A 12,683-nucleotide genomic window follows, 5' to 3' on the forward strand; every position below is an offset into this window, starting at 1 on the left:
GATCCCGAGGTGCGGCTGCACGGAGCCCGCCCGGAACCAGCACCCGCCGCGCAGGGCGAGCCCGGGCGGCTTCGGCACCTCCGTCATCCCGAGGACACCGGCGTAGTACGCGCGCAGCCGCTGCTCGCCGCCGGGCGGGGGGCGAGCCGGACATGGTCGACGGCCGTGATCATCAACTCTCCCTGCGCCACGGCGAAGACCCGGCGGAACGGGAACGGCGTTCCGTGCGGGCCGGCCGGATAGGCCTCGCGCAGGGCGGCCCGGTACTCGGCGAGGAAGCCGTCCCGCGCCTCGGGGTCATCTGCGAGGGCGGTCAGCACGGGCCGCAGGCCGGTGCCCTTCACCCAGTCGAGGACGGGGTCCTCGCCCTGGAGCAGATGGATGTACGTCGTCTCCCACACGTCGGCGGTGCAGCCGAGCGAGGTGAGCCGCTCCAGGTAGGCCTCGGGAGTGAGCACGGCGTCGGCGTGGCGCAGGGCGCCGGCGAGCCGGTCGCGCCAGCGCGGTGAATCGGCGAGGTCGCGCATGAGCCGGTGGCTGGGGGCGTCGAAGTTCCCGGGTACCTGCAAGGCGAAGGTCCCGGCGGGTTTCAGCGCGGCCACCCAGTCGGCGAACCGGTCGAGGTGCCCCGGCACCCACTGCAGCGTGGCGTTGCTGACGATCAGATCGCAGGGCTCGCTCGGGGTCCACGTACGGGCGTCGGCGTGGGCGAAGTCGAGACGACCGCCGCCCGGGGTGGGCCCCCCGTGATCGACATGGGCCTTGTCGAGCATCTCGCGTGAGTTGTCGTAGCCGGTGATCCGGGCGGTGGGCCAGCGGGCGGCGAGCAGGACGGTGACATTGCCTGGGCCGCAGCCGAGGTCGGCGATGCGGGGAGGGTCGCCGGGGAGGTCGGGGACGTGGGCCAGGAGGTCGGTGAAGGGGCGGGCGCGGTGGCCGGCGTGGCGGAGGTACTGGGCGGGGTCCCAGGTGGGGGCGGCTGCGGGCACGGGTCCTCCTGGTGTCCTGGCGGGGTCCTGGTGGTTTGCTGGTGGTGACGGCAAGGATCGCGCACACAGCGTGGCACCGAATTTATCTCGACGTCAAGAAAATGGATATCAAGAGACTTCACGTCGACACAACCACTACACTGATCGTCATGGAGGACGAGGTCGACCGGCTGGTCGCAGCATGGCGCCGGGAGCGCCCGGACCTCGACGTCGAACCGCTCGAGGTGCTCAGCCGCGTGAGCAGACTGGCCCGGCATCTGGACCGGGCACGCCGGCTGGCCTTCTCGGAGCACGGCCTGGAGCCGTGGGAGTTCGACGTCCTGACGGCGCTGCGCCGCGCGGGCACGCCCTACCAGCTCTCGCCCGGACAGCTCCTCACCCAGACCCTGGTCACGTCGGGCACGATGACGAACCGCATCGACCGCCTGGCGAAGAAGGGCCTGGTGGAACGCCTCCCCGACCCCAGCGACCGCCGAGGCGTCCTGGTCCGGCTGACGGACGAGGGCAGGGACCGCGCGGACCAGGCCCTGGCGGGTCTGCTGGACCAGGAGCGCGCGATCCTCGCGGAGCTCACCCGGGCCCAGCGCGGCGAACTGGCCGGGCTGCTACGCCAGCTGACCGCCCCGTTCGACAACATCCCCGGCTAGGTCGACGGGCCCGACTCCGGCCCGCCGGGCGAGGGCGACGGCGGCGAGCGTGGAATGCACTCCCAGCTTGCCCAGCACGTTCTGCATGTGCGTACGCACCGTGTGCGGCGACAGATACAGGCGCTCGGCGACGGCCTTGCGCCCCAGCCCCGCCACCATGCACCGCAGCACTTCCCGCTCACGGGGAGTGAGGGACTCCACCAGCCGCTCGCTCTCGGTGCGGTGCTTGCGGGCGGCGGTCAGCTCGCGCAGGACGCCGGTCAGCAGGGCGGGCGGCAGATGCGTCTCGTCGCGCAGCACACCCCGGATGACCGTGAGCAGCCGGGACAGCGAGCAGTCCTTGGCCACCCACCCGGAGGCCCCGGCCTGCAGCGCCAGCGCGGCCCGGCGCGGATCGTCCTTCTCGGCGAGCACGACGATCCGGACGTTCGGCTGCGCGGACCGCACCCCCGTGACGAGGGAGATGCCGTCGACGAGCCCGTCCTCGTTGCCCTCCTGCACGGGTACGGCCGGGCGGGCGCCCGGCACCTTGCCACCCAGATCGGCGTCGACGAGCAGCACGTCGAACCGCCGCCCCTCGGCGACCGCCCGCTCCAGGCTGCGCAGCGCGGCCGGACCGCTGCCGGCCGCGGAGACGTCGACATCGGGCTCGGCGGCCAGGGCCGCCGCGAGTGACTCGGCGAAGATGCGATGGTCGTCGACGACCAGGACTCGGATGCGAACCACGTAACCCCCTTCCCCAGGCTCCTGAAGAGCAGGGGATACCCCATCGTCGGAAGACGGCACCGCGCGGGTACGACGCCGGGGTGCCCGGGTCTGCTGCATCTGTCCGTCCGTCCTCGCAGCAGCCTGGCCGGGTCGCCGCAGCCGCACGGCCGCCGCCGTGCAGAAACCGCTACCCCCACCCCGGGCGTCGTACCCGGCTGTCTCGCCCCCTGATCGGCACCGGCCCCCACCGGTGCTGTTCATCAGGGTACGGCCGAGGGCCCGGAGCGGAAGGTTATTTGCAGAACTGACTGTCCTACGCGTTTATGGTGTGCCGCATGTTCCGTCTTGAGACAGAAGTCGACAAGGCTCGACGTGATCTGCTCCGTACACGCCTGCGGGAAACGAACACAGTCGCCTCTCCGGTCCTGCGCGCCCTGCGCGGAACGCCCGGCGAGCGGGACGTCCCGTTGCACGTGTGGGCTGTGAACGACACGGACGGCGACCTGGCGGGCGGCCTCGTCGGCTACACCTGGGCGACCTGGCTCCACGTCACCTACCTGTGGGTCGACGAACGCCACCGCGGCGTGGGCCTCGGCGCCCGGCTCCTGTGGCAGGCGGAACGCATCGCCTCCCGTGAACGGGGCTGCCGCGCGGCCCGCCTGGAGACATGGGACTTCCAGGCGCCTCGCTTCTACGAGAAGCAGGGGTACGAGGTGGTGTGCGTGGTGCCGGACTATCCGCCGGGGATCACGGAATACACGCTGACGAAGAGGCTGGGCTGACGACCTCCTTGCCGTCGCCGTTCGGCCCGCCGATAGCGTTGGTTCGCTTGAGTTGTCCCCCCACATCAACGGGAGTTACACAGTGAACCGCCCCGCTCGGCTCGTGACGGCCGCGCTCACCGCATCCGCGGCCCTGCTGCTGACCGCCTGCAGCTCGGGGGGAGGCGACGGGGCGTCGTCCGACAAGATCGCCGATGCGGATTCGGCTGCGACGCCATCGGCTTCGCCGTCGGTGTCCGCGACGGCGGACGGGATCGATCGGCCGGAGATCAAGCTGCCTTCGGACATGAAGCTGGTCTTTGAGGGGCAGCAGACGGGCAACGCGGTCAAGGACGCGATCCTGGCGGACAACGAGCGGTCCGTCAGCACCGTGTGGCAGGCCGTGGCGTACGGCGACCTCAAGAAGTCGGGTATGGGCTTCTACTACACGGACACCGCGCTGAGAGGTGTCTACAACTACGCGAAGAACAACAACGCCAACAAGACCAGTTGGGCCGGCACCCTGCGCTACTTCGACCGCCAGGTGACGGTGTTCGACAAGACGTCAGCGGCTTTGACGTACTGCGTGGACGAGAGCAAGGCAAACGTCAAGGATCTCAAGACGGACAAGGTGAAGGTGACCGAGACCTCGCCTGACAGCTACGTGTACTACAACACTGGCGTCAAGAAGAACGAACAGGGCGTCTGGCAGATCTGGCAGCTCCACGAGGACCGAGGCTCCGAGAGGTGCCAGCCGTGACGCGACGCGTGGCAGTCGCTGTGCTGACAGCCACGACGTTCTTCCTCGGGGTGGACACAGCCGTCGCTGGAGGGATTGGCACCAATGGTGCCCAGAGCGATGAGACGTCAGGCGACTCTTCAGGACGGGTGCTGGATTCGCGCGTGACTTTCAAGGTCGAGGGCAAAACCCCCTCGAAGGGCAGCGGCCCGATCACGTCCACCGCCGTGGACTGGGAACCACCGGCCTGCTGGTACGAGCCCTACTGGAAGGCCAAGAACTTCAAGACCTACACCGAGGCCAACTGGTCGATGTACGAGTCTGTCGGCGGCGATCCCGAGGGCATCGCGGACGACAAGGCGCGCTACACGGGAGGCCACCCCTACAAGGACTTCAACGTCGACAAGAACGACCAGGGCATGTGGTGGGTGGCCGTCACGAATCCGAAGATGAAGGATGACCCTGCCGCCGGCGACTGCAAGCGCAAACCCTTCTGGGTGGACAACGGCGAAAACCCCGACGTCCCCAGGCCATCGACACCGAGACCCTCGCCGGTCTCGCTCACCAGCGGACCGTCGTACCCCCGACCAAGATCTCCCTGGCCCCGAACGGCAAGTCGACGGTGAACGCTCCCACCTGGGTCTGGTTGGACTAGGGCACCTTCAAGCCGGTTTCCGTCACGGCGAGTCTGCCCGGCACCGGGCTGTGGGCGACCACGACCGCCAAGCCGGTGAGCCTGCACATCGACCCGGGGACGCAGGGCGCGGAGAGCCTTCCGGCGTCCGGCGAGTGCGTGATCAACGACGACGGGTCGATCGGAGAGCCGTACGCCAGGGGCAAGGCGGAGCTGACGCCTCCGTGCGGGGTGCGGTACCTGCGGTCGTCGGGGGACGACTCCTACGCCCTGAAGGCGACTCTGACCTGGGAGATCACCTGGGAAGGCGCGGGCGGCACGGGTGGTGGCCTGCCCGACGGCGCGTTCGCCACCACCACCGAGGTGCAGGTCCAGGAGTACCAGGCCGTCAACCGCTGACGTCGCGGAGAATGACCGGGCGCCCTTCCTCGTCGGGGAGAGGGCGCCCGCTCGGTCCGTCAGCGCAGGCGGCGTGCCCCTGCCGACGGCACCGCCTCGAACACGCGTGGTGCTGTGAAGCCCGCTGCGGCGAAGGCTTCCTGTACCGCCTTGGTGATCGCGTCCACGTCGGTCTCCTCCGCGAGGACGATCGCCGAGCCGCCGAAGCCGCCGCCGGTCATGCGGGCGCCGAGGGCGCCGGAGGCGAGGGCCGTGTCGACGACCAGGTCCAGTTCGGGGCAGGAGATGCGGAAGTCGTCGCGGAGGGAGGCGTGGCCGGCGATCAGGATCGGGCCGATCGCGCGGGTTTCGCCCGACTCCAGCAAGGACACCACCCGTTCGACGCGCTCGTTCTCCGTGACGATGTGGCGGACCAGGCGGCGGACCTCCTCGTCGTCGCCGAGGCGGGCCAGGGCCGCGTCCAGTTCCGCGTACGGCACGTCCCGCAGGGCGTCGACGCCGAGCAGCGCCGCGCCCTTCTCGCAGCCCGCGCGGCGCTTGCCGTACTCGCCCTCGCTGTGGGAGTGCTTGACCTGGGTGTCGACCACGAGCAGGCGCATGCCCTCGGCCGCCAGGTCGAAGGGGATCTGGCGCTGGGAGAGGTCGCGGGTGTCGAGGAAGAGGGCGTGGCCCGCCTCGCAGCACGCGGACGCGGTCTGGTCCATGATGCCGACCGGGGCGCCCACGTAGACGTTCTCCGCTCGCTGGCACAGGCGGGCCAGTTGCCAGCCCCGGAGGTTGAGGGAGAACAGGTCGTTCAGGGCGAGCGCCACGACCACCTCCAGCGCCGCCGACGACGACAGGCCCGCGCCCGACGGGACCGTGGAGGACATGTGGATGTCCGCGCCGGTCACCGCGTGGCCGGCCTCGCGCAGGGCCCACACCACGCCCGCCGGGTACGCCGTCCAGTTCTTGTCCGACTCGGGGGACAGGTCGTCCAGGCGAAGTTCGCTCACCCCGCCTTCGATGTCCGCCGAGTGCAGGCGCAGCACACCGTCCTCGCGGCGTGAGACCGCCGCCACCGCCTTGTGCGGCAGGGCGAACGGCATGACGAAGCCGTCGTTGTAGTCGGTGTGCTCGCCGATGAGGTTGACGCGGCCCGGCGCCGCCCAGACTCCGTGCGGCTGGCCGCCGTAGAGCTCCGTGAACCGTTCGGCGACCGCTCCGGCGACCGTGTCGGCAACAGCCTCGCTCATGCCTGACCCCTGACCCTTCGTTCCGTCTAGTTGCCGCGCCGCTGCGCGAAGTCCCACGCGTCCGCGACGATGCCGTCGAGGTCCGCGCGGGACGGGTTCCAGCCCAGCTTCTCGCGGGCCGTGGCGGCCGATGCCACCAGGACCGCCGGATCGCCGCCCCGGCGCGGGGCCACGACCTCGGGGATCGGGTGGCCCGTCACCCGGCGGACCGTCTCGATGACCTCGCGGACGGAGAAGCCGTTGCCGTTGCCGAGGTTGCAGATGAGGTGCTCGCCGGGGGCAGCGGCCTTCAGGGCCAGCAGGTGGGCCTCGGCCAGGTCCGCCACGTGGATGTAGTCGCGCACGCAGGTGCCGTCCAGCGTCGGGTAGTCGTCGCCGAAGACGGAGATCGCCTCGCGCCTGCCCTGCGCGACCTGGAGGACGAGCGGGATCAGGTGGGACTCGGGGTCGTGGCGCTCGCCGTGCTCGCCGTACGCCCCGGCCACGTTGAAGTACCTCAAGGACACCGCGCCCAGTCCGTGGGCCGCCGCCTCGCCGGTGATCATGTGGTCGACGGCGAGCTTCGAGGCGCCGTACGGGTTGGTCGGGGAGGTGGGCGCCGACTCGACTATCGGGACCTGCTCCGGCTCGCCGTACGTCGCCGCCGTGGAGGAGAAGACGAGCTTGCGGACGCCCGCCTCGCGCATCGCCGCCAGCAGGGCCATGGTGCCGCCGACGTTGTTGTCCCAGTACTTCTCCGGCTTCACGACCGACTCGCCGACCTGCGAGAACGCGGCGAAGTGGAGCACGCCGTCGAAGGAGGGGTCGAGCCACTTGGCGGCGTCGCGGATGTCGCCCTCGACGAACGTCGCGCCGGCGGGGACGCCCTCGCGGAATCCGGTCGAGAGGTTGTCGAGGACGACGACCTCGTGACCGGCTTCCAGCAGGTGCTGGGCGACCACGCTGCCGACGTAACCCGCGCCGCCCGTCACCAGGTACTTCCCGCTCATGAACTCGCTACCTCTCGCAGTCGCTCGGCCGCGCGCTCCGGCGGCACGTCGTTGATGAACACGTTCATGCCGGACTCGGAACCCGCGAGAAACTTCAGCTTGCCGGAAGTGCGGCGGATGGTGAAAAGCTCGAGGTGAAGCGCGAAGTCCTCACGCACGACCCCGTCGAACTCCTCCAGCGCGCCGAACGGGGCCTGGTGCCAGGCCGCGATGTACGGGGTCGGAGGCTCGCCCTCACCGAAGATCCGGTCGAAGCGCCTCAACAGTTCCAGATAAACCTTGGGGAACTCTGTGCGCGCGGCCTCATCCAGCCCGAGCAGGTCGGGCACGCGGCGCTTGGGGTACAGGTGGACCTCGTAGGGCCAGTGCGCCGTGTACGGCACGAAGGCCACCCAGTGTTCACCCTCCAGGACGACCCGCTCGTCGGCGAGTTCACGCTCCAGGACGGCGTCGAAGAGGTTCTCCCCGCCCGTCATCTCCTTGTGGGCCGCGACGGAACGCAGCATCAGGGCGGTGCGCGGGGTGGTGAAGGGGTAGGCGTAGATCTGCCCGTGCGTGTGCTGGAGGGTCACGCCGATCTCCGCACCCCGGTTCTCGAAGCAGAACACCTGCTCGACGGAGGGGAGATGGGACAGCTCCGACGTACGGTCCGTCCACGCCTCCAGCACCAGACCCGCCTGTTCCTCGGTGAGGTCGGCGAAGGAGGCGTCGTGGTCGGACGTGAAGCAGACGACCTCGCAGCGGCCGGAGTCGCCGGCCAGCGAGGGGAAGCGGTTCTCGAAGACGACGACGTCGTACGACGAGTCCGGGATCTCGCTCAGCCGGTCGCCCTCGGAGGGGCACAGGGGGCACTCGTCGGCCGGCGGATGGTAGGTGCGGCCCTGGCGGTGCGAGGCGATGGCGACCGAGTCGCCGAGCAGGGGGTCGCGGCGGATCTCGGACGTGGTGACGGTGCGGTCCAGCGGGCGGCGGTCGGCCGCGTCCCGCACGCTGTCGTCACGCAGGTCGTAGTAGATGAGCTCGCGACCGTCGGCCAGCCGGGTCGAGGTCTTCTTCACGCCGGACTCCTCATCCTTCAAACATAACCCAACATATCAAAACACAACACACCACAATCGTCAACATCGCAATCAAACAAAGAGCATCAACTGACGTGTTCAATTACTGAAGGCGGGGGCGTAGATTCCGCGGGGTATCGGTTCGCGCAACGAAGCGAGGGCTCATGCATCCCCCCACAGACCTGGCAGCCGAGCTGCGACTCCCCACGAACTGGCTCGACTACACGATCCTCGGCATCTACTTCGTCGTCGTCCTCGGCATCGGCTTCGCCGCCCGCCGCTCGGTGAAGACCAGCCTCGACTTCTTCCTCTCCGGCCGTTCCCTGCCCGCCTGGGTCACCGGCCTCGCCTTCATCGCCGCCAACCTGGGCGCCACCGAGATCCTGGGCATGGCCGCCAACAGCGCGCAGTACGGCGTCTACACCACCCACTGGTACTGGATCGGCGCCATCCCGGCCATGGTCTTCCTCGGCCTGGTGATGATGCCCTTTTACTACGGCTCCAAGGTCCGCTCGGTCCCGGAGTTCCTGCTGCTGCGCTTCGACAAGGCGGCGCACCTGCTCAGCTCGGGCCTCTTCGCCTGCGCCGCCATCCTCATCGCCGGCGTCAACCTCTACGCCCTGGCCATCGTCGTCGAGGCGCTGCTGGGCTGGCCGCAGTGGGTGGCGATCGTGGTCGCCGGCTTCTTCGTCCTGGCGTACATCACCCTCGGCGGCCTGTCCTCGGCGATCTACAACGAGGTCCTGCAGTTCTTCGTGATCCTCGCCGCGCTCATCCCGATCTCGGTCCTCGGCCTGAAGAAGGTGGGCGGCTGGGACGGCCTGTCCGACTCCCTCACGCAGAGCCGCGGCGCCGACTTCATGACCTCCTGGGGCGGCACGGGCATCGGCAGCGACAACCCGCTGGGCGCCAACTGGCTGACGATCGTCCTCGGCCTCGGCTTCGTCCTCTCCTTCGGCTACTGGACGACGAACTTCGCCGAGGTGCAGCGCGCCCTGTCCGCGAAGAACCTCTCCGCGGCCCAGCGGACCCCGCTGATCGCCGCGTTCCCGAAGATCTTCATCGTGTTCCTGGTGATGATCCCGGGTCTGGTCGCCGCCGTGCTGGTCCCGAAGATCGGTACCGCCGGCTCCGACCTCCAGTACAACGACGCGATTCCCTACCTGATGGAGCAGCTCCTGCCGAACGGCGTGCTGGGCATCGCCGTGACGGGTCTGCTCGCGGCCTTCATGGCGGGCATGGCGGCGAACGTGTCGTCGTTCAACACCGTGTTCACGACGGACATCTGGGCGAAGTACGTCGTGAAGGGGCGCCAGGACGAGTACTACGTGCGCTTCGGCCGCCTGATCACCGCGATCGGCGTCCTGGCCTCCATCGGCACGGCGTTCCTCGCGTCGTCCTTCTCCAACATCATGAGCTACCTCCAGACGCTGTTCTCCTTCTTCAACGTGCCGATGTTCGTCGTCTTCATCATCGGCATGTTCTGGAAGCGGGCGTCGATGAAGTCCGGCTTCTGGGGGCTGGTCGCGGGCACGACGGCGGCGATGGTGAACTACTTCTGGATCTACAAGCAGGGCATCATCGACATCCCCTCCGACCAGGGGGCCAACTTCGTCTCGGCGATCGCGGGGTTCGTCGCGGGCGCGGTCGTCATGGTGGCGGTGTCGCTCTTCACCGCGCCGAAGCCGGCCGAGGAACTCCAGGGGCTGGTCTACGGCACGACCTCGCCCGGCGTGGCGGAGCCGCCGGCGCCCGGGGACGAGGCCTGGTACCGCAAGCCGGCGTTGCTGGGCTGGGGCGCGGTGATCCTGGCCGCGGCCTGCTACATCCCGTTCTCGTTCTGACCGAGGGAGGATCGAAAGATGTCCGAGTTCTACTCCGAGAAGGACGTGCAGCGGGAAGTCACCGAGCTGCAAGGCAAGTCGGCGACGGCTGCGCGGCTGTTCGACATCCGGCGGATCATCGGCGGGTTGTTCGTGGTCTACGGCGTCATCGTCACGATCGCGGGCTTCACGGCGTCCGACGCCGACATCGACAAGGCGGAGGGCGTCAACATCAACCTGTGGACCGGGTTGGGGATGCTCGCGCTGGGGGTGTTCTTCCTGGTGTGGCTGAAGCTGCGGCCTGTGGCTCCGCCGCCGCCGGATGTCGTGCCGGGGGATGAACCGAGGGAGTGACGGGGGGCGTCCGGTTGCGCGACCCGGCGCCGATGGCTGTACGGCGGTCAGGCGTTACTCCTGGACCGCACTGATGAAAACCTCGGCCCAGACGGTCAGGCCGTCGCCGCTCTGCCGGGTGCCCCAGCGGGTGGCGAGGGCGTCGGTGATCAACAAGCCGCGGCCTCGCTCCTGCTCCGGGCTCGGGGAACGGGGTGGCGCGGGAAGGGGATCCGTACGGCAGTCGCCCTCGTCGGTCACGCTGATCGTGACCGTCTCGGCGGCGAGGGCCCAGGCGACAGTGATCGTGTGGCCGTCGCCGTGCTCCAGGGCGTTCGCGACGAGTTCACCGGTGATCGACTCCAGGTCGTCCGCCGCGCCCCGGGGCAGGCCCCACGCCCGCGCCGTGTCCCGCATGTGGCGCCGGGCGGCGGGCGCGGAGGCGAGGTCGTGGCCGGGGAGGGTGAGCAGTCCGTGGGCCCGGAGTCGGGGCGAGCGGTACGTCAGGACGTCGCCGGCCTCCCCCGAGGGTGTCGGGACCGCTGGTGCTCCGTCGGCCAGGAACGGCTCATCCGCCCCGAGTCGAGCGCCTCGCGACCTGGCGATAAGCAGCGCGTCGGAGAGGGCGTCAGCCAACTGACCAGCGAGTGTGCCGAGTTCACCACTCGGCGCCCCTCCATGGGCCAGCAGGTCCCGCGTCCGGCCGAGAAGCCGGTCCGCGAGCCCAAGCTGCGTGCTTTCAATTCGGTCGGCAAGCCGGGAGGCGGGGCCGTCGCCGTCCGTGAGGAGGAGGCAGGGCTGACCGTGTGCGCCAGTCCAGGGCAGGACTCGTACGCGGTTCACTTCGTCGCTCATGACGCCTCCCGGAGGCAGGCGTGGATGTCGCGGGTGTCGAGGTCGACGCCGTACGCGGCAAGCCAGAGGGTGTCGCGCCGGAGCCGCTGCAGCCGGGCCTTCTCCTCGCGTTCGTACGCGGTGAGGTAGGGGCGGACGAGGGGGGTGGCGGTGCCGTCGAGGGGCTCGTACCACGCCTGGACGGTGGGGGCGAGAGTCGGCGATGTGGGCCGGACGACCTGCCATTGGACCGGCAGCGACATGCGCAGCTCCGTGGATTGCGTCGCCGACGCGCAGAACAGCCGCACCCAGCCGACAAGTTTTCTGATCAGTCGTCGCACAGACGCTCCTTGGTGAGATCGAGCTTGCGGAACAGACACGCGCACGCTGCACGCCAGTGACCACGCACCCCGGCCACCTCGCCCACGCAGCGCATCTGTTGAGTATGCTGCCATTGAATTTCAATGACGATGCTCCTTGGCTCGACTTTCCCTCGCAAGGGTGAACTCGACAGCGAGAGGCGCACCAGGCGCTGCATACGCTCTACTTGCTGCTCGTAGAGGGCGGAGCAGCCACGATGCGGGCGGAGTGGGAGACAAGACGTGACCGTACGAGGATCAGCGGGGCCCGCCGGCCGCATGCAGATCGCCCGCGGACTCAAGGCGCTTCGCACCAGGGCCGAGCTCACGCAGTCCGAAGTGGCCAAGCGGGCAGGGGTTTCCGTCGGAACCGTGAACCGTTACGAGACATGGCAGGACCGCGCCAAACTCAGGATCCCCACGGTGAGGGCACTCGCCGACACGTGCGGGGCCAGTCCGCAGGAACTGGAAGCACTGGTCCGGCTTGTCCGTAACCAGGAGAACGGCTGGTGGATGGACCATCCCGCTGTTCCCGAGGTCATGGACCCGCTGATGTCCTTTGAGGACGTGGCCGGGTACGAGCACGTCTTCGCGAACGCCTTGGTGCCAGGCCTTCTCCAGACCCCGCGTTACGCCCTCGCCCTGCACGAGGCACAGAACGTCCGCACCGAGGCGGACGTGATCGCGAGCAAGGTGGACGCCCGCCTCAAGCGTCAGGCGATTCTCGAGCGCTCGCCCGCCCTGCATCTGTGGGTTGTGCTCGACGACGCGGTCCTTCGCCGGTGCGTCGGCAGCACCGACGTGATGGCGGAGCAGATCGACCATCTGCAGTCCATGGCTCAGCGTCCGAACGTGGATGTCCAGGTGCTTCAGTTCACCGCGGGCGCTCACGCGGCTGGTTCGGGCGGCCACTTCCTGATCCTTGGACGAGACGACGAAGGCGACCCGCTCAACAGCATGAACGTGGTGTATCTGGAGCTCCACAAGCGAGGCCTCTACCTCGACGCCCCCGCTGATGTGCAGAGCTACAAGCTCATGTTTGACTACTTGAGGTCCCAAGCAGCCGACACGTCGGCCAGCCTAAGGGCTGTCCCGTAAATGATCTTTGACGTGCTGGGTGGCCTGCCGGTTTCTGCGTCACCCGGCGAGGGCGAGGTTGTGCAGGCGGGCGATGC

General features: G+C 69.0%; 17 protein-coding genes. 8 read left to right on the forward strand and 9 right to left on the reverse strand.

The window, feature by feature from the left end; genetic code table 11:
• Positions 1–83: 83 nt before the first annotated feature.
• Positions 84–989 (reverse strand): trans-aconitate 2-methyltransferase, encoded by a 906-nt coding sequence (locus ACIBNA_RS19055; RefSeq protein WP_399166349.1) that lies wholly within the window; start codon positions 987–989, stop codon positions 84–86.
• 149 nt (positions 990–1,138) lie between these two features.
• On the opposite strand from ACIBNA_RS19055, the gene tamR reads away from it, so the two are divergent.
• Entirely contained in the window at positions 1,139–1,636 is a 498-nt protein-coding gene (tamR, locus tag ACIBNA_RS19060) for a MarR family transcriptional regulator TamR (protein WP_059416014.1), read from the forward strand.
• Here the strand turns inward: tamR and ACIBNA_RS19065 are convergent.
• Positions 1,595–2,362: a response regulator transcription factor gene (locus ACIBNA_RS19065; RefSeq protein WP_031117914.1), complete on the reverse strand. Its 768-nt coding sequence runs from the start codon at positions 2,360–2,362 to the stop codon at positions 1,595–1,597. The genes tamR and ACIBNA_RS19065 overlap by 42 nt on opposite strands.
• Before the next feature lie 305 nt (positions 2,363–2,667).
• Between ACIBNA_RS19065 and ACIBNA_RS19070 the strand changes: the two genes are divergently transcribed.
• On the forward strand, positions 2,668–3,126 hold the full coding sequence (locus ACIBNA_RS19070; protein WP_399166350.1) for a GNAT family N-acetyltransferase: 459 nt from the start codon (positions 2,668–2,670) through the stop codon (positions 3,124–3,126).
• A 75-nt stretch (positions 3,127–3,201) separates the two neighbouring features.
• Here the strand turns inward: ACIBNA_RS19070 and ACIBNA_RS19075 are convergent, their stop codons facing one another.
• Positions 3,202–3,414 carry a hypothetical protein gene (locus ACIBNA_RS19075; RefSeq protein ID WP_399166351.1) on the reverse strand — a complete coding sequence of 71 codons (213 nt, stop codon included), beginning with the start codon at positions 3,412–3,414 and terminating at the stop codon, positions 3,202–3,204.
• On the opposite strand from ACIBNA_RS19075, the gene ACIBNA_RS19080 reads away from it, so the two are divergent.
• From ACIBNA_RS19080 to ACIBNA_RS19090, 3 genes are all read left to right on the forward strand, one after another.
• Complete coding sequence (locus ACIBNA_RS19080) at positions 3,413–3,865, forward strand: hypothetical protein (RefSeq protein ID WP_399166352.1); 453 nt, start codon at positions 3,413–3,415, stop codon at positions 3,863–3,865. The genes ACIBNA_RS19075 and ACIBNA_RS19080 overlap by 2 nt on opposite strands.
• A gap of 143 nt (positions 3,866–4,008) precedes the next feature.
• Positions 4,009–4,470 carry a hypothetical protein gene (locus ACIBNA_RS19085; RefSeq protein WP_399166353.1) on the forward strand — a complete coding sequence of 154 codons (462 nt, stop codon included), beginning with the start codon at positions 4,009–4,011 and terminating at the stop codon, positions 4,468–4,470.
• A 104-nt stretch (positions 4,471–4,574) separates the two neighbouring features.
• On the forward strand, positions 4,575–4,877 hold the full coding sequence (locus ACIBNA_RS19090) for a hypothetical protein (protein ID WP_399166354.1): 303 nt from the start codon (positions 4,575–4,577) through the stop codon (positions 4,875–4,877).
• Positions 4,878–4,936: 59 nt separating this feature from the next.
• Here ACIBNA_RS19090 and galK read toward each other — a convergent pair whose 3' ends face one another.
• The 3 genes from galK to galT are packed head-to-tail and all read right to left on the reverse strand — an operon-like array spanning position 4,937 to position 8,159.
• Positions 4,937–6,112, reverse strand: coding sequence for a galactokinase (galK, locus tag ACIBNA_RS19095; RefSeq protein ID WP_399166355.1), 1,176 nt, complete (start codon positions 6,110–6,112; stop codon positions 4,937–4,939).
• Positions 6,113–6,138: 26 nt separating this feature from the next.
• Positions 6,139–7,101 carry a UDP-glucose 4-epimerase GalE gene (galE, locus tag ACIBNA_RS19100; protein ID WP_399166356.1) on the reverse strand — a complete coding sequence of 321 codons (963 nt, stop codon included), beginning with the start codon at positions 7,099–7,101 and terminating at the stop codon, positions 6,139–6,141.
• Positions 7,098–8,159: a galactose-1-phosphate uridylyltransferase gene (gene galT, locus ACIBNA_RS19105; RefSeq protein ID WP_399166357.1), complete on the reverse strand. Its 1,062-nt coding sequence runs from the start codon at positions 8,157–8,159 to the stop codon at positions 7,098–7,100. Before galT ends, galE begins: the two co-directional genes overlap by 4 nt.
• A gap of 164 nt (positions 8,160–8,323) precedes the next feature.
• Between galT and ACIBNA_RS19110 the strand changes: the two genes are divergently transcribed.
• Positions 8,324–10,003, forward strand: coding sequence for a sodium:solute symporter family protein (locus ACIBNA_RS19110; protein ID WP_399166358.1), 1,680 nt, complete (start codon positions 8,324–8,326; stop codon positions 10,001–10,003).
• A gap of 18 nt (positions 10,004–10,021) precedes the next feature.
• Positions 10,022–10,336: a hypothetical protein gene (locus tag ACIBNA_RS19115; protein WP_399166359.1), complete on the forward strand. Its 315-nt coding sequence runs from the start codon at positions 10,022–10,024 to the stop codon at positions 10,334–10,336.
• Between the two features lie 54 nt (positions 10,337–10,390).
• On the opposite strand, the gene ACIBNA_RS19120 is transcribed toward ACIBNA_RS19115, so the two are convergent.
• From ACIBNA_RS19120 to ACIBNA_RS19130, 3 genes are all read right to left on the reverse strand, one after another.
• Positions 10,391–10,951, reverse strand: coding sequence for an ATP-binding protein (locus ACIBNA_RS19120; RefSeq protein ID WP_399166360.1), 561 nt, complete (start codon positions 10,949–10,951; stop codon positions 10,391–10,393).
• A gap of 215 nt (positions 10,952–11,166) precedes the next feature.
• Entirely contained in the window at positions 11,167–11,490 is a 324-nt protein-coding gene (locus tag ACIBNA_RS19125; protein ID WP_399166361.1) for a hypothetical protein, read from the reverse strand.
• Positions 11,478–11,687 carry a hypothetical protein gene (locus ACIBNA_RS19130; RefSeq protein ID WP_399166362.1) on the reverse strand — a complete coding sequence of 70 codons (210 nt, stop codon included), beginning with the start codon at positions 11,685–11,687 and terminating at the stop codon, positions 11,478–11,480. The genes ACIBNA_RS19125 and ACIBNA_RS19130 overlap by 13 nt, the downstream gene beginning before the upstream one ends.
• 100 nt (positions 11,688–11,787) lie before the next feature.
• On the opposite strand from ACIBNA_RS19130, the gene ACIBNA_RS19135 reads away from it, so the two are divergent.
• On the forward strand, positions 11,788–12,606 hold the full coding sequence (locus ACIBNA_RS19135; protein WP_399166363.1) for a helix-turn-helix transcriptional regulator: 819 nt from the start codon (positions 11,788–11,790) through the stop codon (positions 12,604–12,606).
• The last annotated feature ends 77 nt before the right edge of the window (positions 12,607–12,683 follow it).

The sequence above is a fragment of the Streptomyces sp. NPDC050164 genome (assembly GCF_044459945.1).
Taxonomy (GTDB): domain Bacteria; phylum Actinomycetota; class Actinomycetes; order Streptomycetales; family Streptomycetaceae; genus Streptomyces; species Streptomyces coeruleorubidus_A.